The 26025-nt window shown below is 38.8% G+C and carries 25 protein-coding genes and 2 tRNA genes; 23 read left to right on the top strand and 4 right to left on the bottom strand.

Annotated features, from left to right (window positions below; translation table 11 throughout):
- Positions 1-64 precede the first annotated feature (64 nt).
- Positions 65-817, bottom strand: a complete 753-nt coding sequence (locus B5G52_RS20405; RefSeq protein WP_087534464.1) for a YciK family oxidoreductase — start codon at positions 815-817, stop codon at positions 65-67.
- Between the two features lie 240 nt (positions 818-1057).
- On the opposite strand from B5G52_RS20405, the gene B5G52_RS20400 reads away from it, so the two are divergent.
- From B5G52_RS20400 to B5G52_RS20355, 10 genes are all read left to right on the top strand, one after another.
- On the top strand, positions 1058-3559 hold the full coding sequence (locus B5G52_RS20400; protein ID WP_087534463.1) for a VolA/Pla-1 family phospholipase: 2502 nt from the start codon (positions 1058-1060) through the stop codon (positions 3557-3559).
- Positions 3560-3670: 111 nt separating this feature from the next.
- Positions 3671-4684, top strand: coding sequence for a protease SohB (gene sohB / locus B5G52_RS20395; protein ID WP_087534462.1), 1014 nt, complete (start codon positions 3671-3673; stop codon positions 4682-4684).
- Between the two features lie 158 nt (positions 4685-4842).
- A complete protein-coding gene (locus tag B5G52_RS22455) occupies positions 4843-5076 on the top strand; it encodes a hypothetical protein (RefSeq protein ID WP_254911257.1) in 234 nt (77 codons plus the stop codon).
- 48 nt (positions 5077-5124) lie between these two features.
- Positions 5125-5451 carry a tyrosine-type recombinase/integrase gene (locus B5G52_RS22450; protein WP_254911256.1) on the top strand — a complete coding sequence of 109 codons (327 nt, stop codon included), beginning with the start codon at positions 5125-5127 and terminating at the stop codon, positions 5449-5451.
- Between the two features lie 772 nt (positions 5452-6223).
- Positions 6224-7621, top strand: coding sequence for a tyrosine-type recombinase/integrase (locus B5G52_RS20380; RefSeq protein ID WP_087534461.1), 1398 nt, complete (start codon positions 6224-6226; stop codon positions 7619-7621).
- Entirely contained in the window at positions 7608-8444 is an 837-nt protein-coding gene (locus B5G52_RS20375) for a hypothetical protein (RefSeq protein ID WP_087534460.1), read from the top strand. The genes B5G52_RS20380 and B5G52_RS20375 overlap by 14 nt, the downstream gene beginning before the upstream one ends.
- Before the next feature lie 69 nt (positions 8445-8513).
- Positions 8514-8705: an AlpA family transcriptional regulator gene (locus tag B5G52_RS20370; RefSeq protein WP_087534459.1), complete on the top strand. Its 192-nt coding sequence runs from the start codon at positions 8514-8516 to the stop codon at positions 8703-8705.
- 2 nt (positions 8706-8707) lie between these two features.
- Positions 8708-9157 (top strand): hypothetical protein, encoded by a 450-nt coding sequence (locus B5G52_RS20365; RefSeq protein WP_087534458.1) that lies wholly within the window; start codon positions 8708-8710, stop codon positions 9155-9157.
- A gap of 304 nt (positions 9158-9461) precedes the next feature.
- A complete protein-coding gene (locus B5G52_RS20360; RefSeq protein ID WP_087534457.1) occupies positions 9462-10487 on the top strand; it encodes a hypothetical protein in 1026 nt (341 codons plus the stop codon).
- Positions 10484-11812 (top strand): VapE domain-containing protein, encoded by a 1329-nt coding sequence (locus B5G52_RS20355; RefSeq protein WP_087534456.1) that lies wholly within the window; start codon positions 10484-10486, stop codon positions 11810-11812. Before B5G52_RS20360 ends, B5G52_RS20355 begins: the two co-directional genes overlap by 4 nt.
- 358 nt (positions 11813-12170) lie before the next feature.
- Here the strand turns inward: B5G52_RS20355 and B5G52_RS22445 are convergent, their stop codons facing one another.
- Positions 12171-13085, bottom strand: a complete 915-nt coding sequence (locus B5G52_RS22445; RefSeq protein WP_176372598.1) for a YbjQ family protein — start codon at positions 13083-13085, stop codon at positions 12171-12173.
- A gap of 167 nt (positions 13086-13252) precedes the next feature.
- Between B5G52_RS22445 and B5G52_RS20345 the strand changes: the two genes are divergently transcribed.
- Positions 13253-13513: a hypothetical protein gene (locus B5G52_RS20345; RefSeq protein WP_087534455.1), complete on the top strand. Its 261-nt coding sequence runs from the start codon at positions 13253-13255 to the stop codon at positions 13511-13513.
- A gap of 175 nt (positions 13514-13688) precedes the next feature.
- Here B5G52_RS20345 and B5G52_RS20340 read toward each other — a convergent pair.
- Positions 13689-13765 (bottom strand) — tRNA-Pro (locus B5G52_RS20340).
- A gap of 108 nt (positions 13766-13873) precedes the next feature.
- Complete coding sequence (locus tag B5G52_RS20335) at positions 13874-14494, bottom strand: arylesterase (protein ID WP_087534454.1); 621 nt, start codon at positions 14492-14494, stop codon at positions 13874-13876.
- Between B5G52_RS20335 and B5G52_RS20330 the strand changes: the two genes are divergently transcribed.
- The 12 genes from B5G52_RS20330 to B5G52_RS20275 all read left to right on the top strand — a co-directional run bounded on the left by B5G52_RS20330 (position 14495) and on the right by B5G52_RS20275 (position 25911).
- On the top strand, positions 14495-15208 hold the full coding sequence (locus B5G52_RS20330; RefSeq protein WP_087534453.1) for an ABC transporter ATP-binding protein: 714 nt from the start codon (positions 14495-14497) through the stop codon (positions 15206-15208).
- A complete protein-coding gene (locus B5G52_RS20325; protein WP_087534452.1) occupies positions 15198-17699 on the top strand; it encodes an ABC transporter permease in 2502 nt (833 codons plus the stop codon). The genes B5G52_RS20330 and B5G52_RS20325 overlap by 11 nt, the downstream gene beginning before the upstream one ends.
- Before the next feature lie 148 nt (positions 17700-17847).
- Positions 17848-18372, top strand: a complete 525-nt coding sequence (gene ruvC / locus B5G52_RS20320; RefSeq protein WP_087534451.1) for a crossover junction endodeoxyribonuclease RuvC — start codon at positions 17848-17850, stop codon at positions 18370-18372.
- A gap of 2 nt (positions 18373-18374) precedes the next feature.
- Entirely contained in the window at positions 18375-18995 is a 621-nt protein-coding gene (gene ruvA / locus B5G52_RS20315) for a Holliday junction branch migration protein RuvA (protein ID WP_087534450.1), read from the top strand.
- 7 nt (positions 18996-19002) lie between these two features.
- Positions 19003-20010, top strand: a complete 1008-nt coding sequence (gene ruvB / locus B5G52_RS20310) for a Holliday junction branch migration DNA helicase RuvB (RefSeq protein ID WP_087534449.1) — start codon at positions 19003-19005, stop codon at positions 20008-20010.
- Between the two features lie 892 nt (positions 20011-20902).
- Complete coding sequence (tolQ, locus tag B5G52_RS20305; protein ID WP_087534448.1) at positions 20903-21604, top strand: protein TolQ; 702 nt, start codon at positions 20903-20905, stop codon at positions 21602-21604.
- On the top strand, positions 21591-22025 hold the full coding sequence (gene tolR / locus B5G52_RS20300) for a protein TolR (RefSeq protein WP_087534447.1): 435 nt from the start codon (positions 21591-21593) through the stop codon (positions 22023-22025). Before tolQ ends, tolR begins: the two co-directional genes overlap by 14 nt.
- Position 22026: 1 nt before the next feature.
- Positions 22027-22956: a cell envelope integrity protein TolA gene (tolA, locus tag B5G52_RS20295; protein WP_087534446.1), complete on the top strand. Its 930-nt coding sequence runs from the start codon at positions 22027-22029 to the stop codon at positions 22954-22956.
- Between the two features lie 9 nt (positions 22957-22965).
- A complete protein-coding gene (tolB, locus tag B5G52_RS20290; protein ID WP_087534445.1) occupies positions 22966-24324 on the top strand; it encodes a Tol-Pal system beta propeller repeat protein TolB in 1359 nt (452 codons plus the stop codon).
- Between the two features lie 34 nt (positions 24325-24358).
- Positions 24359-24901: a peptidoglycan-associated lipoprotein Pal gene (pal, locus tag B5G52_RS20285; protein WP_087534444.1), complete on the top strand. Its 543-nt coding sequence runs from the start codon at positions 24359-24361 to the stop codon at positions 24899-24901.
- Positions 24902-24914: 13 nt separating this feature from the next.
- Positions 24915-25667 (top strand): tol-pal system protein YbgF, encoded by a 753-nt coding sequence (gene ybgF / locus B5G52_RS20280; RefSeq protein WP_087534443.1) that lies wholly within the window; start codon positions 24915-24917, stop codon positions 25665-25667.
- A gap of 168 nt (positions 25668-25835) precedes the next feature.
- Positions 25836-25911, top strand: a tRNA-Lys gene (locus tag B5G52_RS20275).
- Positions 25912-26025 lie beyond the last annotated feature (114 nt).

Here is a 26025-nt window from a genome sequence, read left to right as displayed (position 1 = left end):
AGCTTTTTCTTCCTTAACTGATCGGCATTACGCTTTAGAGCGGCTTTTTTATTTTAGCATCGGATTATGCAGGCTTTTTTCCCTGCGCATCTAATGACTGCCCGTTAACATCTTTAGAGTCATCACTCATTAGATATAAGTAAGTAGGCATTAAGTCTTCTGGTGTTGCTAGTTTATCTCGGTCTTCACCAGGGTATGCCGTTGCACGCATTGAAGTACGTGTTGCGCCAGGGTTGATACAATTTATACGAATATTAGTTTTGCCAACTTCTGCAGCCCACGTTTGCATCATGCCTTCAACCGCAAATTTAGAGATAGCATAAGCTCCCCAGAATTCACGACCTTGTCGTCCAACTCCTGACGAAGTAAAGATAACTGAAGCATTGTGTGATTTACGTAATACTGGAAACATATATTTAGTGATCATCGCTTGTGCAGTTACATTCACTTTCATAATGTTGTCAAACGTTGAGGCGCAAAAATGCTCTAAAGGACCTAATGAGCCAATGATGCCTGCGTTATTTAATAAACCATCCAATTTACCAAACTGCTGTTCAATGGTAGCACCTAAATCACGGTAATTTTGTTTAGTTGCGCCTTTTAAATCCATTGGCACTATCGCTGGCTTTGGTCCACCTAAAGAAATAATTTCGTCATACACGCATTCTAGCTTTTTAGTTGTTTTGCCAAGTAAGATTACTGTAGCTCCGTGTTGCGCGTAAGTTAAAGCCGCAACGCGGCCAATACCATCGCCAGCACCCGTGATCAGAATAACTTTGTCTTGCAGGGCATTTTTAGCCGCTTTATAGGTCTGCATAATAGAGGTCCAAAAGTATCAATTTTTGTGATTTTAACATAGCAAATCCCCAAGTTATCGAATTTATTGCAAAATAAGGTGGCGAAATTTGAAACTTTACGTTAACTTTAACTGGTCTAATGTCTCATTAATAAACTAATTACATTATTTTAACTATTATTGACAATAAATTAGAACCATTAACTATACTTATTCAACTGAACACACAATAAAAATAAGATTATGTGCGGAGCAAATCATATGAAAAAAATGCTACTCTCACTCGCAATTACAGCTGCACTTGCTGGTTGCGGCGGCGGTGAAACGTTAGAAGATGTGAAGAACGACACACCACCTGTTATCCCAACTGCAACCGTTTATTTTGACCCTGCTAACGGAGATATTTCCGTACCGAATGACCTGTTAATGAGTGGCACAAAAGATGGCACGATTAATATTCCGAATGAATTAGATGAAGATGGCGTATCAGTACCGCGTGCAGCCTATGCTGATCCATCAATGGCGCTAGGAGCGCTAGATGGTTGGTCTAGCCAAGTTCCGTACAAAATAGATCTCGTTATGCCTTCATTTGTTAGCGATGATGTACCTGAAGGTGTTAGTTTAGATGCCGCTTCTGCGGCTGCCCCTGGTGCTGTAAGAATATTTGAAGTCATTATGGGCGCAAGTCTAACGGATGCAGAATGTTCACAAGCACCTGCAGGTACTGCTTGTAAGTTGATTGGCGAGCTAACTTTTGGTGTTGACTTTATAACCCAAGCCAGTGGCGAAGCCGTGGCAGTTATCCCTCTTAAGCCGTTTAAAGCTGGCAGCTCATACGTTAATGTATTAACTACAGATTTAAAAGATTCGTTAGGCCGCTCAATAGAGCCCTCTTCAACATACGGACTTGTTAAACAAGAAGCTCCGTTAATCACTGAAGCTCAATTGGGTTTACAAGGTGCAGTAAAAAGTTACGAAAAAGTGGTGACCTCCGGTGGCGCTATTAGTAAAGACGAAATAATTTACTCTGCTGCAATGACTATCCAATCTGTGGGTCCTGTACTTAACACGATTAAATCAATGCTTGCGGTAAGTAGACAAAATCCTGCGCTGGATAGTCCTGTAGTTAATATTCCTGAGTCAGATACCATTACAACTGTTCAAGACAAGTTAGTTGAATTAGAAAGGCCCGCCCCGGCTATTTTTGCGGGGGTGCAATATCAAAAAGGCAATGTTTTTCTTCCTATGTATTTATCTACGCCTACAGGCACAGATAATGCTGATTTAGCAGACACATATTGGCAAGGTATGTGTTCAAGCCCTGTTGCTGTACTTAATCAACAAGCTGCAGACCAAGCGCTTGTTGATGCAGGTAAAGAAAATGAAGTAGACCCGACAATGTTTGATGTTGGTCCATATGAGCCGCTCTGCCAAGGTTTAAGCGAAGGCAGATTACATGATTACCCGAAAATCGACACCACTCGTCACTTAACTAAATACAATCCTATTCCAAAGAAACAAACTCTTGCTGATGTTCCAGTACAAGTTACTAAACCTTATTTGCCAGTGTTAAATACAATACTCGAACAGCAGAATAAGCCAGCGCTGACAATGCCTGAAGGTGGCTGGCCTGTGGTGATTTTACAGCATGGTATAACTTCTCAAAAAGAAGATATGCTTGCGCTAACTGCAGCTTTATCTATGCAAGGCTTTGCTACTGTTGCAATTGACCACCCTGTTCATGGTGAACGCGGTATTAATGTTGATGGCAAGGATGATGATGGTAAGTATGATTTTAACGCAACCAAAGGCAAAGGCTCGGTTCTTGCGTATATGAACTTAGAGTCCTTATTAGTTGCGCGTGATAACTTAAGACAATCGGCTGCGGATTTACTTGGCTTACGTTTTGGTCTTAATTTTACTGATGACACTTCGTTAAATTCATCTGATGTATCATTTATTGGGCACTCATTAGGCTCTATTGTTGCGCCAGCATTTGTGGCTCAAGCGAATACGCCTTTAGATAGCCAGGTCGATGGTTTATTTAGTGTTAATACGGTTGCTTTAGCAAGTGGCGGCGGCGGTATCGCTAGCTTCTTGTTAGAGTCAGCGAGTTTTGGCCCATTTGTACAAGGCTCTGTTTTAAAATCAGCAGGAGCGGCTGAATCAGCCGAATTTGAAGCTTACAGAGAAGGTCCAGCAGTGGCTAATTGTGGAGAGAGTGCAGATACGCAAGCAAGTGTTTCTTGTGGTTATGCTGAATACATGACTTCTTTAACAGTTGCGGGTGAAACAACTAAAATAGCAAATATTCAAGGTGTAATGTCGCAATTCTCGTTTGCAGCTCAGTCGGCTCTTGATAGCGGTGATCCGACAAATTATGCCGCTGCAATAAAAGCGCTTGGTACGCCTGTTTATATGAATGTTGTAGTAGGAGGAAAGGACGGTAATAAACCAGATCAAGTGATTCCACCGACAACTGTGAATAACCCAATTGCAGGTTCGTTGCCACTAGCTAACTTAATGGGGCTCCAAGGAGTGACAGAATCTCAAGGTCCAACAGAGGACGGAATGAGCTATTTAGTGAAATTTACTCAGGGTCATCATGGTACTGTGCTTGATCCAAGAGCTGATGCTTCAGCAGGAGCCACAGCCGAGGGAAGTGCTGCTGCAACCAGTGAAATGCAGATGCAAATTGCGACCTTCTTAAAGAGTCGCGGCCTGTTTTTACAAGTTACTAACTCAGATGTTGTAACTGAATAGATTTATAGTACTCAATTCAACCAATATGCAAAAAGCCACCTAGAGTGGCTTTTTTTTATAGTAAACCATGGTAAATTGTTGCCAATTAAATAAAAGTACTTGGAGATATTTTTGGAATTTTTATATGAATATGGTTTGTTTTTCGCAAAAACCATTACTTTTGTGGTTGCTACTATAGCAGTTGTGACTATTGTTGTTGCTTCATCAGTTAAGCCTAAAAGCAAAAAAGGTGAGATTGTTGTAGATGACTTATCTGAGCAATTAACAGAACTAAAAGATAGCTTTATTTCGAGCACTTTATCGAAAAAAGAATTAAAAACGTATCAGAAAAAGCAAAAAGCTGAGGCAAAAAAAACCGAACCAGCACCATTACCTAGATTGTATGTAATTGACTTTAATGGCAGTGTTGACGCTCATGAAGTTGACAGCTTACGTGAAGAAATTAGTGCTATTTTAACGTTTGCTGATAAAGAAAAAGACAGTGTACTTGTACGATTAGAAAGTGGTGGTGGCGTAGTACATGGCTATGGCTTAGCGGCGTCTCAACTACAACGATTAACTAAAGCAGGTATTAACTTAACTGTGGCTATTGATAAAGTCGCAGCAAGTGGTGGGTATATGATGGCATGTGTTGCAAACAAAATAGTTGCAGCACCATTTGCTATCGTCGGCTCGATTGGTGTGATAGCACAAATTCCTAATTTTAATAAAATATTAAAAAAGAACGACATAGAATTTGAGCAGATCACCGCTGGTGATTATAAGCGAACGTTAACATTATTTGGTGAAAATACAGATAAAGGCCGAGAAAAGTTTAAAGAAGAAATTGAACAAACCCATGGCTTATTTAAGTCGTTTGTCACGCAACAAAGACCAAGCTTAGATATTGACGATGTCGCTACTGGTGAACATTGGTTTGCCACACAAGCGCTAGGTAAAGGCCTAGTCGATGAAATTAATACCAGTGATGATGTACTTATGGCTCAATACGAAAATAAGCAAATTTTTAAAGTAAGTTATAAAATTAAAAAGAATCTAAGTGATAAGTTTGCAATAGGCTTGTCTTCATCACTGAGCCGAGCGGGTGTTGCTTTATATTCACACTTCTCTAAATTAAAACCTTAGTACTCCCCTTAATTACGTAGAGCAGCAATTGGCTGCTCTAACTCCGGCTTGTTAACTTTTTGCCAACGTATTAATAAATAAACCTTCGATTATCCGAATTTAGGACAGATAGAGGTGCTAAAACGCAGGCTAATAAAACGTTATCCATTCTCAAACAAATGTTTAATTTTGGTGTTGAGCGAGATTTAATACAAGGTAACCCAATAAGCACTGTTAAAAAGAAGAGTGTGGGTGGCCTAGAAAAGTCGCGAACCAGAGCGCTTGAGTTTGAAGAAGTGATTCAAGTTTTCGAACGCTTGCCAAAGCTAGGTATCAGCCAGCAAGTTATTTACGCATTGAAATGCATAACTTTAACAGGTTGTCGGCCAATAGAGGTCACAGGCGCACAGTGACAAGAGTTTGATTTTGATAAAAATATATGGACAATCCCAGCCGAGCGCGTGAAGCAAAATAAAAATGGCGAAAGAACCCATAAAGTACCGATTACTCAAAATATGGTATTTTTGCTTGATGAATTACGGGCAGCATTTGGATATCTCAATTCAAAATATGTATTCCCGAGCACAACAACTAATAAATTAGGTCCAGGTGAGCAGCCTATTGATAGGCATTCATTATCACGATCTATAAGTCGGAAGTTAAAGCAACTTGAAGTGCCAAAGTTTGTGCCACATGATTTAAGAAGAACCGTTTCAACTCGTTTAGGTGATACTGATATTGGAACAGATCCAATAGTGATTGAAAAAATACTAAATCATCAATTGTGAAACGGTCTCTAAGGCCGTTTTATATCTATAGCCTAACTCAACCATTCTTTCTTGAGCATAGCTGTGTCTAAGGCCGTGTGCGCAGTTGAAAAGAATCGGGTGCGGTTAGAGGCCTTAGAAAATGAATCAGACTATTTTTTATCACCACTGGTACCGTAACGCTGCAAATAGTTAATCTCTTTATCGGTGACAATGATTGGTTGCTTGAGCTTTTAGCTTCTAATTGATCAACAAGATGGTTTGGGGTTGGTTGGAGTATCAAAGCGCCTTTACTGTTGCAGTCTATAGTTCATCAGACTTCGGTCTCGCCATTTCGCATTTAAGGCTGGAAGATTGTTTCTTGCTTATATCGAAAGCGTAAAAAACTAGTGGGCTCTTAAGATTCGTCATGTGCAAGTTGTGTTGATAATTTGAGATAAATTAGATTAGTTGTAATAGAGGGCATTAGTAATTCTCAAACCTAAAATTTAAACTAAAAGTCATTTTGAAAATTAATAATACAAATATAATACAAATTTAGTACAAATGGTTTTTTAGAAGTTAGCTTTAAGTTTAATGTAAGCGCATGATATTAAAGGGGGAAGTAATGGTCGGTATGGAGAGATTCGAACTCTCGACCCCTGCCACCCCATGACAGTTTTTAGGGTTGTTTTAATTAATGATTTTATAGTAAGTTATTGTTTTTATAATTTTTGTTGTTTCTTAGGGTATCTGTTAATTTCCGAAAATTAGGTTATACTGGCTACACATTGGCTACACGCTCGGTTTTAACATGGCAGATTTAACCTCTATTACACAAGCTAAACTAACAGCATTTAAAAAAGATGCGACACCACGGCAGCAGTTAGGCTGCGATAAAATATCAGGCTTCTTTTATTTAAAACTTGCACAAGGTGGGGCTTGGCGTTTGCGTTATACCGATCTATTAGGTAAACGCAGAACCGCGACTATTGCCGATACCAACATTAAACCAAACCAAGCAGCAGCAGAGGCTATTTCATGGAAGGCCAAACTAAGAGAGGGAATTGATCCTCTTTCCTACAAAGAAAGCCTTGCTCAGACCCAACGAGAAGAAGAACAATTAAAAGCCGCCAATGTGTATTTAAAAGTAGGCGCTTTTTTTGAATCAATTTATACCCCGCATAAAATAGATAATTACAGATATGGCGCGGGTACTTTAAAAGGCATTAAGCATAACTTCTCGCATTTATTCGATCGCGATATGGATAAACTTAATAGCGCTGATATTTTACAGTGGTACAACAAGCGCAGAAGCAAGGGCATAATGCGTTCAACACTAATAAGGGATTTTGGCGCTTTTAAAGCTATGCTCAATTATGCAGCTCAACCGTTAAGAGGAGTGAGTGAGCCTATTCTAAAAGTTAATCCTATTAAAAACTTTACGCTGCCAGCGCTTACTATTAAAGAGCAAGACGACTTAGAAGAACATAACGCAAAGCTAAGCCACCAGCGAGATATTTTTAGTGATGATGTTAAGCAACAAATAAGTAAGGGCTTAGTGCTTTACGCAGATAGCTTAAAAAAGAAAAGGCGCTCAAGCATAGCCCACGGTAAAAGCCATTTAATAAACTTAGATAATCATACATACCCTCACTGGTTTATTCCTTTTTGCCACATTGCACGTTTAACAGGGATGCGCCCGTCAGATATTTATGCATTGAAGTGGGAAAACTTACTCTTTAATCAATTCAATAATCAAACCACGCTTATATTTACGCCGAGCAAAACAAAAAAATCAGAGAACAGCCGAAAGGTAAAATTCCCTGTAACGGGTGAGTTAAAGTTTGTGTTTGATAGTTGGGCAGCACAACAAGAACAGGCTAAAAGCGGCTTAATATTTAAATCAGAGCGCACCAATAAGGCCATTGAGCGTAAAGCGCACCTGAGACACTGGAAGCAAGTAAAAACGCTTGGTGGTGTACCTGAAAGCCTAGACTTTTATTCTTTTAGGCATAACTTTATATCTGCGCTGGTGGCGCGTGGTGTGCCTGTACTGACAATTGCAGGTTTAGTAGGTCATAAAGATGGATCTATGATAGCAGCTAATTATTTAAGGCATGATGAATTATCAACAGAAAGTCTATTAATTTCTATTTCTGATGATTGGACGTTAAATACAAATATTAAGGGAAAAAATGTTTCATTTTGATGATTTACTTTATGAAAAAGACTTTATGCCTAGGCTTGAACAATTAAAATCTAAGCTGCCGAGTAGCACTCATAAACATAGTAAAAAAGAATACGCAAAGTATTCTGTTTATACTTCAAGCAGCAAAACAGGTAATTTAACAAAAGGCTACATTGAGCGAAACAAATATAAAGTCGATATATCTGGCGCTAGCGATATTGTTGAGATTAAGAGTATAGAAGATAGTTTTTATTTTAACTGGTTACAAATGGCAGTGATTTTTCAAAGTGTCCTAATTGAAAAGGGCTTACCGTCAGAGTTAAAGGTTTTTGATACTGTCATTAGATTTTCAGATGGTGTCATGTTTGATTTCTTATCATTGGAAGAAAAAAAAGCAGCTATGTCGAAGTCTGATTACACCTATGACTATTTATATTACTTAGAAAAAAAGAAGTCAGATGATTATTTGGCCTATTCCGCAATGGAAGGTTATAAAGAAATGTATAACGCACTCAACTGTACTAAATATAACTCTTATGAATTAGCGAGTGTTTATTTAATGAGAGCGTCCTTTTCTATGAAATCATTAATAACGCAGCAGATGGAAAGGCCATATAAAATAGGCTTTAAAAAAATAGCAGATGGTTCAAGCGGAAACACAAAACAGTTTTTAGGTGACCTACCTGATATTCAAAAAAGGATAGATACTTTACAGGCTGCGAATAAAAAGTTGAGTGCTAGTGCGATAAGACAGAAATTAGTTAGAGAGTTTAATATTGGTGATAGCACCTTGAGAAAGTATGTAAAAGAAGAGTTATTAACTATTAAGAAGTCTGCTACGTAGGAAAGACTTAGCTTAAAGTATTTAATTTAATGAATAGGCAATAACGCAAAGTTCATAAGGTTAAATATCATGAAACAAGATTTCAATAACGAACACTTACGCTTGGCTGATGCTGCAAAGTACCTTGGTATCAGCAAAGTAACACTCTACCGCCTCGGTGAGAACGCAAAAAACTTCCCTAAAAAAATACACATAACTAGCAGAGTTTGCATTTACAGAAAATCCGATCTTGATGCTTGGTTAGCAAGTAAGGAGGTTTGATTATGAAAAACGATAACCTTTCAATTAACCATGCTATTCAATTAAAGCCTTGCTGTATAAATAGCGCAAACTGTTTAGAGCTTGGTTTACCAGTCCCTACAAAATACGAAAAGCAAATTAACTATGTTTTACGGCTACTGCTTACAGGGTATTTGGTTAACACGCGAATGGCACGTTACATAGGCATTTATAACTTACATAGTATTTTAAGCAAACTCAAAAAGCGGGGAGTGCCATTTACGATAGACCATGTAAAAGTGTATTGCCCACTCGTTAAAGAGGTGATCAGTAATCCCGTTGATAAGGCTTATATGAGTTTTAAACAAGTTAGTTTGTATAAAGAAAAAGCCAATACAGCGCCAACTGTAAAGGCTTCTAACTCAAATACTGGTGTGAAAAGTGTTCAGACTGACCACCAGCCAAAAAAGGAGTCAAATAATGAACCCTTTTAAATATTACAAACGAAAAAAGTTTGCTGTTGTTAAGCTACTTAATTTGAAAGTGAGTGTAAAGCTTAGTGATATTTTATCCGTAATATTATGCATAATTTTTCAATTAGTGGTTTTAATTACCTTAACTATCAACTTTATTCAGTCGGGGGCTTTATGATTAAACATAAAAAAGCCCTCGGCAAAGGGCTGATTAGAAAGCTATGTTTCGCTCTCTATTATATCAATAAACTTAAAATTTTGCTGAGTAAGAACGCCATTATGAACACGCCATTTACAAGTATTACTTTTAATAGAGGGTTTATGCATGCTTAACTTTTTACACGGTAAAAGCCACAATGTAACTGCTGATTTTACGTATATAAATTGGCATGAATTAAAACTTAAAATTGAAAACCCTTTAAACTTGGGTGCGTTAACGGCTAAAGATGCAAAGGCAAAGTCCGCTGTGATTGCGGCAACCGATGCGCCGAATAAAACCAAAGACACAGTATTAAAGCATGATAACTTTACGCTAATACGCCTAGATTTAGACGATACAAAACTCGATTTAGAGTCCATAGCTGACACACTTGAAGGAATGGCAATACATTCTTATTTAATTCATTCAACAGCAAGCCATCAGCAGGGCGATAAAGGCAACCGCTATAGAGTTTACATACAACTAGCCGCTTCTATTACTTATGAGGTTTGGGCGCTGGTGGAAGGGTATTTAAGCTATATATTTATGGCTGATGATTGCGCCAAACGTCCGCAGCAAATTATGTATTTACCTGTTAGGTTAAAGGGCGATAGTTACCAATACAAAATAGGAGAAGGTGAGGCGCTTAATGTTGATAATTCAAACCTGTTACAAGACGCGCATGCATTTTCAGCAGAGCAACAGCAGCAAATAGAACAGGCTAACCACAAACCTATAAAGCCACCGTATAAAACAGAGCTACTAGGTAAACAGGTATCTATTATTGATGCTGTTAACAGTGCTTATTCTTGGCATGAGTTGCTTTTAAGTTATGGCTATAAGGCGCAAGGAAAAGCGTATTTACCGCCAGAGTCCACCAGCAAGCAAGCGGGCGCTCATATTTTAACAAGTCATACTGACGGCAAGGAACGGTATTATTCACACCACGAAAGCGACCCCTGCGCCACCGGTGTGTGCATAGATAAGTTTGATTTTATAGTTTTACGCTCTTATCAAGGTGATTATAAACGCGCCTTAAAACAGGTGGCTGAAACTTACTTTTCCGATTTACATAAGCACAATTTAAAAGAGTACAAAATACACAAGCAAAACCAGCGAACCCACTCATTATTTATGGGGGCTAAACTATGAGTATAAATGTACCTGCGCCGCAAAAAGAATATGCAATTGAATTACCCCAAAACACGGCATTAGATAAACCCCGTTTTACCGATTTAAAGGAGGACAGCAAAGGTAATGTAAGGGTGATAAACACAAATCAAAACCTTGCTGATTTAGCTAATTTTTGCAGCCTAGATTTTAGGCTCAACATGATGACCTTTAATAACGAGGTGTGCGATATGTTCGGCAACTTAATAGCTGATTCTTACGACAGCATAAACAGTAAACTTATATCTGCGGCAAATATCTATGGTTTACCTGAAAAGGCAGTAAGTACACATTTAGTCGCGCTATGTGAGGAAACAAAATACCACCCTGTAAAGTTATACCTTGATGGTGAAAAATGGGATGGTAAAGAGCGCGTGAGTGCCGTTATTAGCTGTTTAAACGCTAAACATGAAGCACTAGCCGATACTGTATTAAAGCACTGGCTGGTGGGTTGTGTGGCTTCTCTTTATGAGAATAACTTTAATAGTAAGCTTGTGCCTGTTTTACAAGGCAATCAATCTTTTAGAAAAACGGCCTTTGTTTCTCGGTTTGCTGAAATAATCCCACATGCTTTTTTAGAAGGGGCGGCATTAAACCCCGATGATAAGGACAGTGTTCTATCGTGTATTCGCTCGTTTATAGTTGAGCTAGGCGAGCTTGAACGTACCAGTAAAAACTCACAGGGTAGTTTAAAAGCGTTTATTACTAATAAGGTTGATACGGTTCGCCCACCTTATGCAAGGCTTGATATTAAAAAGCCAAGGCAAACACATTTTATTGCCACGGTTAACGGCAGCGAGTTTTTAAAGGATGAAACAGGCTCAAGCCGCTTTGCTGTTATTGAAATGGAACAAGCCGCTAACATGGATAAGCTAAATAAGTTGCTGGGGTGGCACTATGACGGTACAGGTTCGCTTAAACGTGAAGATGAGGCGCAATTAATTCAATTTTGGCTTGAGGTTAAACAGCTTTACTTAGATGGCTACGGGTGGATGCTTAGAGACAATGATTTACAGCGAATAGCCAAGGTTAACGACAGCTATCAAGATAAAGGCTTTGCATATAGCTACCTATACGATAACTACATAGCACCAGCTAGCAAAATAGACTTTATTAACGAAATAGACAGGCCACAGTGTATTAATGGGTGGTTTTCTGCAGGCGAGTTAATTTATGAAGATAAAAAGTTAAACTCATATACAAGCGGTGTTATTGGTAAAGCATTGAAGCAGTTGAGCCGCGAGGGGCATTTACAAGCCAAAAAAGCAGGGGGGAATCAAACACGATATAAATTAAGTAGATTATAGCCGCTTCTTTTATATTACCTGTTAGGTTAGTTAAGCAAAGTTAAGCAGTTTAAATTTACCTACCTATTCTAAAGCCCTTTATTTATAAGGGCTTTACTTATTTGTGTTAGGTAGTTAAGTAACTTTCTATAAATTATTAAAATAGCTGATTTAATATAGGGTGGTCTATTAAGGTAATACCGACTACCGACTACCGACTACCGACTACCGACTACCGACTACCGAGTATAGAAAAGGCTAGTATTAAAAAGTTGGCGTTTTTACCTAACACTTAACCTAAATGGAAATTAATGATTTAAATTCAGCAATTTATTAAAAGTTAGGTGTAGACCTGAAAGTTAACAGCTTTTCGTATTACTTAACTTTCAACTATCACAGCCGTACCTGAGGCTACTATAAATAACATACCAAATTTACCACCACCAGATATTTCACTGTAATCTAAATCAATGCCTATTACTGCGTTAGCTCCCAAAGAAAAAGCTTCTTTTTGCAATTCGGCTAAAACATTTTTACGAGCATCTTTTAGTGTATTTTGTATGCTCTTATTTCTGCCGCCAAAAATATCACTAATACTCGCGAATAGGTCTTTGAATATATTCATTCCATAGGCGCATTCAGCAGTAATAACGTCCAAACGCTTTAATACTTTTAGGTTAATGTTTGTTTCAGTTGTAAGCATAACCTCTTTTGGAGAGCGAATTATTTTGTAATTTTTTGAAGCAAAGCTATTTCTTATTTTATCTGACTCTGAAGTTGTTTGTTTGTTTTTTAATTTCTCATTAAAAGACGACAGCTTTTCCTTTAAATATATATTCTTATTCGTTTCTATTTTATGAGCTATTTCTTTAGATACGGTGGTCAAATGCTTACCATAGAATAAAACCTCGAAAGATATGTTATTTTCAATAGCTCTTAAGCCTGCAATGCCATATTCTTTTGATTTAAAGCGTAGTGAAGTATTAGAAAGAAAGAGATCACCACCTTCTAAATCAGATAGCTTTTCTTCACTTTGGCTTACAATAGTACTTTCTTTTATGCCATGCTTTTTATAAATACTAACCTGACTGTAAAGAGTTGTTAAATTACATAGAAAATTATTATTATAAAAAATTGATGCTACACCCTTATAGCCATCTTTTTTCAAAGAATAGCTTAGGTTATCAATTTCATAAGTTGTTTCAGTTAAGTTATTTGTTAAACCTTGGTTGTTTAACGACCACTCTGTTTTTGTATTTGAAGAAGTTGATTTTTCGGTATCAGATAAAAACATAACTTTCCTTAGTAGTTGTAGTGATATTAGAGTTACAAAAGTAACCAATAAACTCAAGTCCTTTCGCTTTGTTATATTTATGGTTTACGAATCAAGATTCATACTTTGTTGAGCAGCCCGAAATGAATCTAATAAAAGGGTATAATATAGCTTTTCTAGGGGGATATATGAATACACCAAATAAAGTTGATAACGATAAATTAGTGTTTAAAGCATTGGCATTAAAACTAAATGAATCAAGTAGATATCAAAATCCTAGCTATCAGGTTTTAGTTAACTATTTAAATAACATGAACTTAAAGACTAGCTGGGGTAACGAATGGACTCGAAAAAGTTTATTTAGGTATTTACAAAGAAATGGTTTTTCAGGTGTATGGGGACTTAGAAAAAGCTTAGAGCAATACACTAAGTTAGCTAAGTTTATTTAGGGTATTTTCAGACATCGTAAAAAGGGAGTTCCGCAACCAGTACGCGCGAATAGTTAAGGCAGTAAATTGTAATTCCCGACTATAAAAAAAGATTAGAGTGGCTACATATTGGCTACACGGAACGTTTTTAGCTTTAGCTTGAGATTTATAAATAGAGGTAAGGTATTGATTTAAATGGTCGGTATGGAGAGATTCGAACTCTCGACCCCTGCCACCCCATGACAGTGCGCTACCAAGCTGCGCCACATACCGACTACACGAGCAATATACGTAATTATTTTGAAAAATCAATAAGCTTTTGTTTGTTTGAACGTTTATTGAGCGAACTAAGTGAAAAAATCACTTAGCTCTAATAAAATATTAGTCATCTAACCAATCATTGATCGATTTATACATCTCATCTCGTAGTATTGGTTGGGCTGTTTTGTTAGGGTGTATATTATCGTTCTGCATCAAACTGTTATCTGTTGCTACTTTAAGTACGAAAAAAGGCATCAAGTAGCTGTTTGTTTCATCTGCGATTTTTGTAAAGCTTTCAGTGAACATACCTGTGTAACGTGGTCCATAGTTAGGAGGAATATGTATCTCCATAATCGCCACTTGTGCATCGGCTTGTTTACTGGTTTGCACGAGAGACGTTAAATTGTCTTGTAGCTTTTTAATCGGGAAGCCACGCAGTCCGTCATTGCCGCCAAGTTCAATAAGTACATGGCTAGGGCTGAATTCATTTAGTAGGCCTTCTAAACGACGTAGAGCGCCGCCGGTGGTTTCCCCGCTAATGCTGGCATTTATAAGCTGTACATTTGCTTGCTCGGCGTCGTATTTATCTTGTAACAATTTAACCCAGCCTTGCTCTTGTTTTAACCCGTAGGCGGCACTTAAACTGTCTCCTAAAATTAAAATTGTGTTGTCAGCTGCTGCAGTAAGTGGTTTGATTACTAACAGTAAAACGAATATAAAACGTAGGATTGAATGCATCATATGTCAGCGCTATCTCAATTAAATATTATTCAGGTTAATGGTCTTTCTAAAACGGTATCAACCCTTGAAGGGGATTTGCCCATCCTCAGTGACATCAGCTTTAATGTCAAGTCTGGCGATTCAGTTGCGGTTGTTGGTACGTCTGGCTCAGGTAAATCAACATTATTGAGTTTACTGGCAGGGCTTGACCAATCTAGCGAAGGTGAAATCTTTTTGGATGGCGAACCACTGCATTCATTAGACGAAGAAGCCCGTGCCGCACTAAGAGCTTCTAAAGTTGGTTTTGTATTTCAGTCTTTTATGTTAGTGCAAAGCTTAACTGCGCTTGAGAATGTGATGCTACCTGCTGAGCTTGCAGGGGAGCAAAATGCAAAGCAACAGGCGCTTGAGCTACTTGAAAAAGTGGGTTTGAGTCATCGTGTAGAGCACTATCCGTCGCAACTATCTGGAGGGGAGCAGCAACGTGTTGCGATTGCCCGTGCATTTATCGGCACGCCTAAGATTTTATTTGCTGATGAGCCATCGGCAAATCTAGACAGTAAAAATGGTAAAATGATTGAATCTTTATTGTTTGATCTAAACCAATCCCACGGTACGACGCTTATTTTAGTGACTCATGATGAAGCGCTCGCCCAAAAATGTCAGCACATTTTGCAGATCGAAGCGGGTAAGCTCGTAAAAGATACAAGTGAGGATGTGGCGAATGTGGGCTAAATTAGCATTAAAATTGTTTAGCCGTGAATTTCGTCGCGGCGAGCTAACGGTGATCTGCGCAGCTATTTCACTGGCTGTTTTAACCGTTTTAACTTTATCAATGGTAACTGATCGAATAGGCCAAAGTATTGCACAAAAGAGCAGTGCCTTTATCGCTGCAGACCGTGTACTGGCAAGTAGTCATGCATTACCTGATAATTATTTATCTGAGGCCGATAGCTATAATTTAAAAACGGCCAAACTAACTTACTTTGACACTATGCTTTTTGCTAATGATGAAATGCAATTAAGTTCCGTTAAAGCAGTGTCCGAGCACTACCCTTTAAAGGGTGAGTTAAAAATTAAATCATCTTTGACAGGCGACGTAGAAATTGCAACAAAGGGGCCAAGTGTTGGCAACGTTTGGTTTAGCGAGTCTGTTTTTTATGCTTTAAACGTAAAAGTGGGGGATACAGTCGAGTTGGGCGCTGCGCAATTTACTATCGAAAAAGTATTGGTAGAAGAGCCTGATGCGCCTTTTAATATATTTTCAAGTAGCCGACGCGTACTACTCAACGAAGCAGATATAGCAAAGACGCAAGTTATCCAGCCGGGTAGTCGGGTGTATTATCGCCAACTTTATGCCGGTGACGAAGGAGATATTAGCGATTTTTATACCTGGCTAAAGCCGCAAATGCAAGAAAACCAACAGTGGTATGGGGTAAAAGACAGACAATCGCCTATTGCTAATAGCTTAAACCGTGCAGAGAGCTTTTTGTTATTAGCGGGTTTGTTAGGAATCATTTTAGCAGCTGTGGCGATTGCCGTGTCGGCGAAACGTTATTGTGAACGTCAATATGACCCAGTAGCTATGATGAAAACTCTTGGTGGTAGCCGCACTACGATTCGAAAAATCTATTTACTGCATTTATCAATGGTGTGTTTTTTCTCAGTCGCTGTAGGTTTACTAATTGGGTTTGGCTTACAAGAAATAGCCACAGATTACCTTGCAAAATCAATGAATAACACGTTACCCGCCGCAGGTGTTAAACCATGGCTGGTGGCTATTAGTACAGGTGTGATTTGTGCGGTAATGTTTTCTATCAAACCGCTACTTGACCTATTCGATATACCACCACTGAGAGTACTGCGCCGTAACTTAGGTGATAAGCTATTAGTAAGTAAAATACATTTAGCGATGTCTGGCGTTACAGTGTTTTTATTAATGTGGTTGTTTAGTAATAATTTAAAAATCACCGCAATTTTATTTATCTCTACTCTTGTACTGATTGGTTTATTATTTGGCTTGTCGCGATTAATTTTTGGTGGCGGTCGTAAACTTGGCTTGCGCCCAAGTAATAGTTGGTCGTTAGCGATAGCGTCTATTCAAAAGCGGGCGAATGCCAATGCTGTGCAGTTGATTAGTTTTTCATTGGCAATCAAATTGCTTTTGTTTTTAATTGTACTTAAGAATGACATGATCTCAGATTGGGAATCACAACTTCCCAGTGATGCGCCAAATGCTTTTTTAGTCAATATAACTGAAACTGAGTTGCCTGAAGTCAATACCTTTTTGGCACAAAAAGATATTCTTGTTTCAGAGTTTTACCCCACAATACGTGGCCGTGTTAATGCGGTAAATGGCGAGCTTGTTGCCCGCGAAGTCTCACTTGAAGACAACGAGAAAAAAGATGAAGAAGCTCGCTCTGGTATTGGCCGTGAGCTTAATTTAACTTGGCTTGCAACACCGCCGGCCCATAATGAAATTATTGATGGGCAGTGGTTTGCTGATGGTGCGACTGCTGAGGCATCAGTTGAACAATCGATGCTTGATAGGCTTGATATTAAACTCGGAGACACGTTAACGTTTTTAATTGGCGCACAGTCGTTTGACGCGAAAGTAACCAGTGTACGCAAAGTAAACTGGGCGACATTAAAACCTAATTTCTTTATTATTTTAAGCCCAGATGTTTTAGCCGATTTTCCTGCAACGTATATATCGTCAGTACGTATTGAAGCAGAGCAAAAACAAGATTTTAGTGAGCTTTTACGTACATACCCAACAATTAATGCGATTGATGTTGATAGCTTTGTTAAGCAAATTAGTTCTACCATTTCGCAAGTATCGCTGGCAATAGGCTTTGTATTAGCGATTGTTGTGTTATGCGGTGCTTTGGTTCTTATTTCTCAAGTGCAGGCAAGCCTTGGTGAACGGATGCAAGAAATTGTGATTTTGCGGACATTGGGCGCTAAAGGCCGTTTAATAAAAAATGCCACTTTGTATGAGTTTTTACTGCTTGGTGCTACTGCTGGGTTTGTTGCAGCGCTTATCAGTGACTTAGCATTATTTATTGTACAAAGAGAAATGTTTGAACTAGCAGGTAAATTACACCCGCATATTTGGTTAATTGGTCCTATCGCTGGCGGTGTATTTGTAGCTGCGTTAGGTTATTTAATGATTGCCCGAACTATGCGCAAAAATACCCAAGGGTTATTGCGTTCATTGGCTTAAGTCTATAAATAAGCTTTCGAGTTGATTTTTTAAATGCCCGCATTAGCGGGTATTTTTTTGATTTATTTAAAATTAACAGAGCACTGGTAATTTATACAGTGCTCTGGCATTATTGCCATATTAACGATTAATAGGTGTAGGGTAGCGTTTGGCTATTATTTTAGGGATCGATCCCGGCTCTCGTTTAACGGGGTATGGTGTCATTGAACACCAAGGCGCTAAATTTAACTACTTAGGCAGTGGTTGTATCAAATTAGCTGAACACGAGTTTCCTATTCGATTAAAAATGATTTACCAAGGTGTTAGCCAGCTTATCGAGCAGTTTTCGCCAACTACGTTTGCAATTGAAAAAGTTTTTATGGCTCATAACCCAGACTCAGCATTAAAGCTTGGTCAAGCCAGAGGTGCTGCCATTGTAGGTGCATCAATGGCTGAACTGCCTGTGTTTGAGTATTCAGCTCGGCAGATAAAGCAAGCTGTAGTTGGGCACGGCGGGGCTGACAAATCCCAAGTACAGCAAATGGTTAAAAATATTTTAAAGTTGCCTGGTACTCCTCAAGCTGATGCTGCAGATGCGCTTGCCATCGCAATCTGCCATGCACACTCTGAACAAAATTTAGTAAAACTAGCGGGTAGTGCTTCAAAAACCGTTAGAGGAAGATTAAGGAAATAAATATGATCGGTCGCTTAAATGGTGTGTTAGTTGAAAAACAAGCGCCAGAAATACTCATTGAAGTCAGCGGTGTTGGATACGAAGTAAACATGCCCATGACCTGTTTTTATGACTTACCAAATATAGGCGAAAACACCATAGTCTATACCCATTTTGTGGTACGAGAAGATGCACAATTATTATTTGGTTTTAATAATAAAATAGAGCGAGCGTTATTTCGTGAACTATTAAAAGCAAATGGGGTAGGACCAAAACTTGGGCTTGCAATTTTATCCGGTATGTCGGCGCAACAGTTTGTCAGTTGTGTAAACAATGAAGATGCAACCAGCCTAGTAAAACTACCAGGGGTTGGTAAAAAAACCGCAGAACGCCTGGTTCTTGAAATGAAAGACAGGCTAAAAGACTGGGGTAATGACTTATTCACACCATTTAGCGATAATGCAGTTATTGAACCGGTTGCAAACGATACGCTGGTCGCAAATAATGCAGCAGACGATGCGGTATCTGCACTCGTTTCTTTAGGCTATAAACTAGCTCAAGCACAAAAAACAGTTAAAGCTGTTGGTAAACCGGGTATGTCTACAGAGAATCTAATTAAAGAATCTCTAAAATCAATGTTGTGAGTAAACCATGATTGAAGCGGATCGTCTCATAGACGCAAGCGAGCAAAGTAACGAAGATGTTGTTGATCGTGCCATAAGGCCAAAATTACTGGCAGATTACACTGGTCAGCCTCATGTTAAACAGCAAATGGAAATATTTATTGAGGCGGCACGTAGTCGTAGTGAAGCACTCGATCATTTATTAATATTTGGTCCTCCTGGGCTGGGTAAAACAACGTTAGCTAATATTGTAGCCAATGAGCTAAATGTAAATATTAAAACCACCTCTGGCCCTGTACTTGAAAAAGCAGGGGACTTAGCGGCGTTATTAACTAACCTTGAAGAAGGCGATGTGTTGTTTATTGATGAAATACACCGATTAAGCCCACAAGTTGAAGAAATTCTCTATCCCGCGATGGAAGATTACCAACTTGATTTAATGATTGGTGAAGGACCAGCAGCGCGTTCAATAAAATTGGATTTACCAGCATTTACATTAATAGGTGCAACAACGCGTGCAGGCTCTTTAACGTCACCACTACGCGATAGATTCGGCATTGTGCAACGGTTAGAGTTTTATTCAATTGCTGACTTATCAACGATTGTTGGGCGCTCTGCACATTATTTAAATTTAGAAATGTGTGATGACGGTGCAACTGAAATTGCTAAACGCTCCCGTGGCACTCCTCGTATTGCTAATCGGTTATTACGACGTGTACGCGATTACACACAAGTTAAATCAGACGGTACTGTAAACGCGGAAGTTGCAGAGCTGGCCCTTAATATGATTGATGTTGATAAAAGCGGTTTTGATTACATGGATCGTAAATACTTACTCGCCATTATTGAAAAATTTATGGGCGGACCGGTTGGTCTGGATAATCTTGCAGCTGCCATTGGTGAAGAAAAAGAAACGATTGAAGATGTTATTGAGCCATTCTTAATCCAGCAAGGGTTTATTCAACGAACCCCACGAGGGCGTATAGTATCCGATAATGCTTATCACCATTTTGGGTTACTCCCCAAAAAAGATTGATTTTATAATACAGCTTTACGTCAGTAGAGCTGTATTTACTGTAACTTTTGTTTGGTACTTGACCAACTGATTGTCATCTATACAAACCTAAGATGATAATTAAAACTCACCATTAAAAATTCACATGTTGTTAAGCTAGAAACCTCTATCTTATGAACCAAAATTTGCAGGAGCGAGTTTTCTGTGGGCAAAAAAAAACCCGCATAAGCATGCGGGCAAACAACAAGTTGAAGGAAGTAATCCAGAGTATACAGCTTAATTAAATCATGTTTTATCATGAGTGCTTTAAGCGGTGTAATACGAAAAATCAGAATCATATTACGAAGAACTGGGCTTAATAGTGTTAGCTATTACTGCGCTAGCTCGGTATGAGTGAATAATACGTAAAAGCGATGTCTTGTTCAAACTAGAAAAATTTTATTTTCAGATTAAAAAAAGTAATATCAAAATTTTTTAATTTGTTTTATTTTTGCTCAATAAATTCATGAAGGTTATTTATCGCTATGTTATTTAAGGTTTTTAATGCTTTGTGTTTTATCGTTATAGATTAGTTTATTTTTGGCTAGTCTTAGTTCTTTGTTGGTTTTTGATTGTTTATGCACGGATAATGAATAAAGCAGGGGTTTTTATCGGTTTTTTGATATAAATAATCGAATAGTCTGTTGTTATATAATATTGTTGTTTTAACTGTAATCTATTATTTTATGTCGGTTGCACAATAAAGAGGCACTCAGTTGGGTTTTCACCGTTTTTTGCTGCTAATTCGTAGCAACAGCGTTGTCAGTTCACTGCGCAGTGGATACACTAGCCTGAACTATTGGCTATATTATTGGTCATAGTCGCACTTTATAAAAAGTACGACTTTAACAAGAAATTGAATTGGGAGTTTATTGTGGGATCAGGAATTAATTTTGTAGATTTAATCCTCGAAGCAAGTGTATTGGTACAATTAGTGATGTTAGCGTTAGTTGGCATGTCTATTATGTCATGGGCTATTATTTTTCAACGTAAAAAAGCTATTTCAGATGCGCTGTTAAATGCAAAGCGATTTGAGCAAAAGTTTTGGTCTGGTATCGATTTAAGTAAGCTCTACAATGAAATTTCGTCACGCAGCAGTGCTACAGGTATTGAAGCGTTATTTGTAGCAGGTTTCAAAGAATTTGCTCGTCATAAGAAAACCTCATTTCAAAGTGCCAGCATTGTTATGGAAGGTACCCATCGTTCGATGCGTGTTGCTTTATCACGTGAAATTGAAAAATTAGAATCAAGTTTATCTTTTTTGGCAACCGTAGGTTCAATCAGCCCATATATAGGTTTGTTTGGTACAGTGTGGGGTATTATGAATGCTTTTATCGCACTTGGTGAAGTTAAGCAGGCAACACTACAAATGGTAGCCCCAGGGATTGCCGAAGCCTTGATTGCAACGGCCATGGGTTTATTTGCCGCTATTCCTGCCGTTATAGCTTACAACCGCTTTGCAAATAGTGTTGAAAAACTTGAATCTCATTACATTAACTTTACCGAAGAGTTTGCAAATATCCTACACCGTCAAGCAGCTACACAAATAGAGGCAAAAGCGAATGTATCAGCGTAAGAAGCGTCGTCCTGTTGCAGAGATAAACGTAGTTCCTTACATCGACGTAATGCTGGTACTACTGATTATATTTATGGCAACAGCACCTTTAATTACTCATGGTGTTAAAGTTGATTTGCCTAAAATGGAAGAGTCTGATTTAGTTGATACAAAAGATACACCCCCTATTATTGCGTCAATTGACTCAGCGGGTAAGTATTATGTAAGTATTGGCACTGATCCAGAAGAGCCAATGGAAGCACTCGATGTTGCTGCGGTTATTAAACTACAATTAATGAAAAACCCAGAAACACCAGTGATGATTAAAGGTTCAGGTAAAGTATCTTATCAAGAAGTTCTACTATTAATGGATTTCTTAAAGAATGCGGGTGTACCTTCAGTTGGTTTGATGACTGAGTCATTTGAAGGAAGTAAAGGTTAATATGGGTGCTTCAGTAATAAAGTCAGTATTATTACATCTTGCAATTATAGGTGTGTTGTTTGGTACGGCAAATTTTCATACGCCAAGTCCAAAAGTGTTAGAAGTGACATTAAACTCTAAAGCTATGCCTGAGGTTGAAAACGCTGTGGCTGCGGTAACTGTTGATCAAAAAATGGTTGAGCAAAAAGTAGCAGAGCTAAAGCGTAAAGAAAATGAAAAAAAACGCGCTGAAGATAAGCGTATTCGTGATTTAGAGCGTCGAGCGTCTGATGCTCGTAAGCAGCGTGAAGCAGAATCAAGACGGATCAAAAAGTTAGAGCAAGAACGCAGAGCAAAAGAAAAAGAAACCGCACAAGCACAAGCTCAGGCTAAAAAAGCGCGTGAAATAGAGCAAAAAGAGCGTGCTAAAGCGCAGCAAGCCGAAAAGCAAAAACAAGAAGCTGAACAAGCAGCAAAAGCAGCTGCCGATAAACGCAAAGCTGAAGAAGATGCCCTTAAAAAAGCAGAAGAAGAGCGAAAGCGTCAAGAGTTAGAGGCTAAAAAACGTGCTGAAGCTGCTGAGCAAGCTAGGCAAAAAGCCTTGCAAGAGCAAATGTTGCAAGAGCAATTAGCGAAAGAGCAGGCGGCACGTAATAAAGTACGTCAGCAGCAGGTCGTTTCAGAAGTTGATAAATATAAAGCCTTGATAATGGCCCGTATTCAGCAAAACCTATTGATTGATGAGAAAATGAAAAATCAACAGTGTCGAGTTAATATACGTTTAGGTTTTAATGGCCTAGTGACTCAGGTCAAATCGTTAGGAGGTGATAAATTAGTGTGCGAAGCTGCACTTCGAGCCGTTCGCATGGCAGACACGTTGCCCGTATCGAAAGATAAAGATGTATTTGAGCAATTAAAAAATATTAACTTAACAATTAAGCCACAATTTTAAAGGAATGGTATGTTCAACCAGTTAAAAGCAGTTTGTTTAATTTTAGTTATTGGCTTTACAAGTGTAGCTAATGCTGCACTTGAAATTGTCATTACAGAAGGGATCGATGGTGCACGCCCCATTGCTATCGTGCCTTTTCAATACAATGGTGTGGGCCCAATACCGCAAAAACTCAGTGAAGTAATTGCCGCTGACTTAATGCGCAGCGGTAAATTTAAGCCTATTAGCATAAATGATATGCCACAATTACCGAGTAAAGACAGTGATATAGATTACTCAGCATGGGTCAATTTGGGTGTTGAAGCCATATTAGTTGGTAATGTCGAGCAACAAACTGATGGCCGTTATTTAGTGAGTTATGAACTTGTTGATGTTATTCGTGGCCAAATCACGGGTGGCGAAACTCAAATGATGAGTAACGGCAAACTTATCAAAAGCCAAGATCACGTACAAGAAGCACGTGAAAGTGTAATTTCTGAAACGGGTTTTAGACGGTACGCTCATCGTATAAGTGATGTTGTTTATGAAAAGCTAACTGGCGAACGAGGTGCATTTTTAACTAAAATTGCCTATGTAATCGTGCGTGATGATGAGCCTAAGCCATATCAACTAGTGGTTGCTGACTACGATGGTTTTAACGAGCAAGTGCTATTACGTTCAAAAGAACCGCTTATGTCACCTGCTTGGTCTCCTGATGGAACTAAGCTTGCTTATGTAACGTTTGAAAATCGCCAAAGCCAAATTTTTATCCAAGATTTATACTCAGGTAAACGTGAGCTGATAACCAGCCATGAAGGCATCAATGGAGCACCACAATTTTCACCTGATGGTACAAAGCTATTATTAGTATTATCTAAAGATAGAAACGGTGCCACTGAAGTGTATATGTTAGATATGCAAACGCGTAAAGAAACGCGTCTTACAAATCACCGTAGCATAGATACCGAGCCATCTTGGCATCCTAATGGTCAAGAAATCCTCTTTACCTCTGAAAGGGGTGGTAATGCTCAGATTTATAAGTTAAATTTACAAACTGGTAGGTCACAAAGAATGACATTCGATGGCGACATGAACCTTGCAGGTTCAATTACTCCAGACGGTAAAGAATTAGTGATGGTTAACCGAACTAACGGACAGTACCATCTTGCTAAGAAAGAGCTGGCTAGTGGCGCGTTTCAAGTATTAACACGAACGCGTTTGGATGAATCACCGAGCATAGCACCAAATGGCTCAATGATTATCTATAGCACGCTTCATAATAATAAACAGGTACTGGCGCTGGTATCAATGGACGGTCGCTTTAAGGCACGCTTACCTGTGCTAAACGGACAAGTAAAGGCACCAGCTTGGTCGCCATACTTGCAGTAATAATTGCTAGTTTACTCAATATAGGAATCTACTCATGCAACTTAATAAAATACTTAAAGGCCTGTTAATCGCTGTGCCAGTTATTACTCTAGCGGCTTGTAGCTCATCATCAGATATCGATGAAGGTGCTGCAAACCAATCAAACCAAGGAACTGTTGAACAAACTACGCAAAACGATACTGTAGAAGTAGCAACATTAACTCCTGAACAGCAAGCACAAGAAGAACTTCGTGAAAAATATGAAGCACTTCGTCAAGAACAAGTAATTTACTTTGATTTTGATAAAGCGACTATTCAAGGTCAGTACGGTGAGCTTTTACGTGCACACGCTGAATTCTTAGTACAAAACCCATCGGTTAAAGTACTTATTGAAGGTCATGCAGATGAGCGCGGTACACCAGAGTATAACATTGCACTTGGTGAGCACCGTGGTCAAGCAGTTGAAAAATACTTACAAAGTTTAGGTGTTTCAGCTAGCCAAATGTCAGTTGTGAGCTATGGTGAAGAGAAGCCAATGGTTAAGTCACGTACTGAATCAGCTTTCGCTAAAAACCGCCGTGCGGTACTAGTTTACTAAGATTAGAGAAATTATGAAGCCGAAAATTATTTTGGCAGCCATGATATTGAGCGGGAGCACCCAAGTTTGGGCTGCTCCCGCTCCTGTTTCAGAAGCTGCAAGTTCACAATCAAGCATTGAGAAACGCCTAGCCGCATTAGAAAATATGATGCAGTCACGAAACTTATTACAAGTTGAATTACAGCAACAGCTGAACGTACTTCAAGATGAAGTTAGCCAAGTGCGCGGTATTACCGAAGAACAAAGCTATAAGCTTGAAAAAGTACTTCAGCGCCAACGCGAGCTTTATCAAGAAATTGAAAACCGTGTTAGCCAAGCTTACTCACAACCTAGCCAAAGCGCTCAGCCCGATTATACCGAGCAAGCGGCATCACAAACAATAAGCTCTGACTTATCAGAGAACGAAGCTTATGAGCGTGCAGTGGCATTAATAATGAAGGATAAGCGTTACGATCAAGCTATTCCTGAATTTCAAACGTTCTTAACGACGTACCCAGAATCAGTGTATGCCTCTAATGCGCATTATTGGTTAGGGCAATTACTGACAATCAAAAATGATTCGGTGAAAGCCTCTGAACATTTTAGGGTTGTTGTTAACGAGTTTCCTAATTCAAACAAGCGTCCTGATGCGATGTTAAAATTAGGTACTTTGTTACAAGAACAAGGATTAGCAGATCAAGCAACAAAAACCTTGAACGAACTGATCAACCAATACCCAAGTACCACTGCTGCAAAATTGGCCACAGAACGCCTAGCAAAAATGTAGAATGAGCTTGATTAGACTGCTTTTTGTCATAAGCGGTCTAAAATTGGTCAACTAGACATAAAAACTTAAAAAAAGAGACATTTTCTGTTGCACTCATTTTTTAAATAAGTATTATAAGCGCCCGCAGCAAACGAATGGTTCAACCACTCAAATTGCGGCAAAAAGAGCGGGTCATTAGCTCAGTTGGTAGAGCAGTGGACTTTTAATCCATTGGTCGATGGTTCAAGTCCATCATGACCCACCATTTTAAAGTTGGCTTTATGTTAACAATTTAATGGTCTTTTATCGGCGGATTTACGTATTGTCTAGTTACATTTAGTTGTAGTGTCAGAGCGGGTCATTAGCTCAGTTGGTAGAG

The organism is Pseudoalteromonas sp. A601 (genome assembly GCF_002165575.1).
In the GTDB taxonomy this organism is placed as follows: domain Bacteria; phylum Pseudomonadota; class Gammaproteobacteria; order Enterobacterales; family Alteromonadaceae; genus Pseudoalteromonas.
This window is presented reverse-complemented; position numbering and strand designations above follow the sequence as displayed.

Bases quoted from the DNA above. Each gene is read 5' to 3' on its own strand.
- B5G52_RS20370 (WP_087534459.1), top strand. From the start codon at position 8,514: ATGAAACAAGATTTCAATAACGAACACTTACGCTTGGCTGATGCTGCA.
- B5G52_RS20400 (WP_087534463.1), top strand. From the start codon at position 1,058: ATGAAAAAAATGCTACTCTCACTCGCAATTACAGCTGCACTTGCTGGT.
- tolB (WP_087534445.1), top strand. From the start codon at position 22,966: ATGTTCAACCAGTTAAAAGCAGTTTGTTTAATTTTAGTTATTGGCTTT.
- B5G52_RS22445 (WP_176372598.1), bottom strand. From the start codon at position 13,085: ATGTTTTTATCTGATACCGAAAAATCAACTTCTTCAAATACAAAAACA.
- B5G52_RS20330 (WP_087534453.1), top strand. From the start codon at position 14,495: ATGTCAGCGCTATCTCAATTAAATATTATTCAGGTTAATGGTCTTTCT.
- B5G52_RS22455 (WP_254911257.1), top strand. From the start codon at position 4,843: ATGTTTAATTTTGGTGTTGAGCGAGATTTAATACAAGGTAACCCAATA.
- B5G52_RS20345 (WP_087534455.1), top strand. From the start codon at position 13,253: ATGAATACACCAAATAAAGTTGATAACGATAAATTAGTGTTTAAAGCA.
- B5G52_RS20360 (WP_087534457.1), top strand. From the start codon at position 9,462: ATGCTTAACTTTTTACACGGTAAAAGCCACAATGTAACTGCTGATTTT.
- B5G52_RS20405 (WP_087534464.1), bottom strand. From the start codon at position 817: ATGCAGACCTATAAAGCGGCTAAAAATGCCCTGCAAGACAAAGTTATT.
- ruvB (WP_087534449.1), top strand. From the start codon at position 19,003: ATGATTGAAGCGGATCGTCTCATAGACGCAAGCGAGCAAAGTAACGAA.
- B5G52_RS20335 (WP_087534454.1), bottom strand. From the start codon at position 14,494: ATGATGCATTCAATCCTACGTTTTATATTCGTTTTACTGTTAGTAATC.
- ybgF (WP_087534443.1), top strand. From the start codon at position 24,915: ATGAAGCCGAAAATTATTTTGGCAGCCATGATATTGAGCGGGAGCACC.
- tolR (WP_087534447.1), top strand. From the start codon at position 21,591: ATGTATCAGCGTAAGAAGCGTCGTCCTGTTGCAGAGATAAACGTAGTT.
- pal (WP_087534444.1), top strand. From the start codon at position 24,359: ATGCAACTTAATAAAATACTTAAAGGCCTGTTAATCGCTGTGCCAGTT.
- B5G52_RS20355 (WP_087534456.1), top strand. From the start codon at position 10,484: ATGAGTATAAATGTACCTGCGCCGCAAAAAGAATATGCAATTGAATTA.
- B5G52_RS20380 (WP_087534461.1), top strand. From the start codon at position 6,224: ATGGCAGATTTAACCTCTATTACACAAGCTAAACTAACAGCATTTAAA.
- B5G52_RS20365 (WP_087534458.1), top strand. From the start codon at position 8,708: ATGAAAAACGATAACCTTTCAATTAACCATGCTATTCAATTAAAGCCT.
- B5G52_RS20325 (WP_087534452.1), top strand. From the start codon at position 15,198: ATGTGGGCTAAATTAGCATTAAAATTGTTTAGCCGTGAATTTCGTCGC.
- ruvA (WP_087534450.1), top strand. From the start codon at position 18,375: ATGATCGGTCGCTTAAATGGTGTGTTAGTTGAAAAACAAGCGCCAGAA.
- tolA (WP_087534446.1), top strand. From the start codon at position 22,027: ATGGGTGCTTCAGTAATAAAGTCAGTATTATTACATCTTGCAATTATA.
- B5G52_RS20375 (WP_087534460.1), top strand. From the start codon at position 7,608: ATGTTTCATTTTGATGATTTACTTTATGAAAAAGACTTTATGCCTAGG.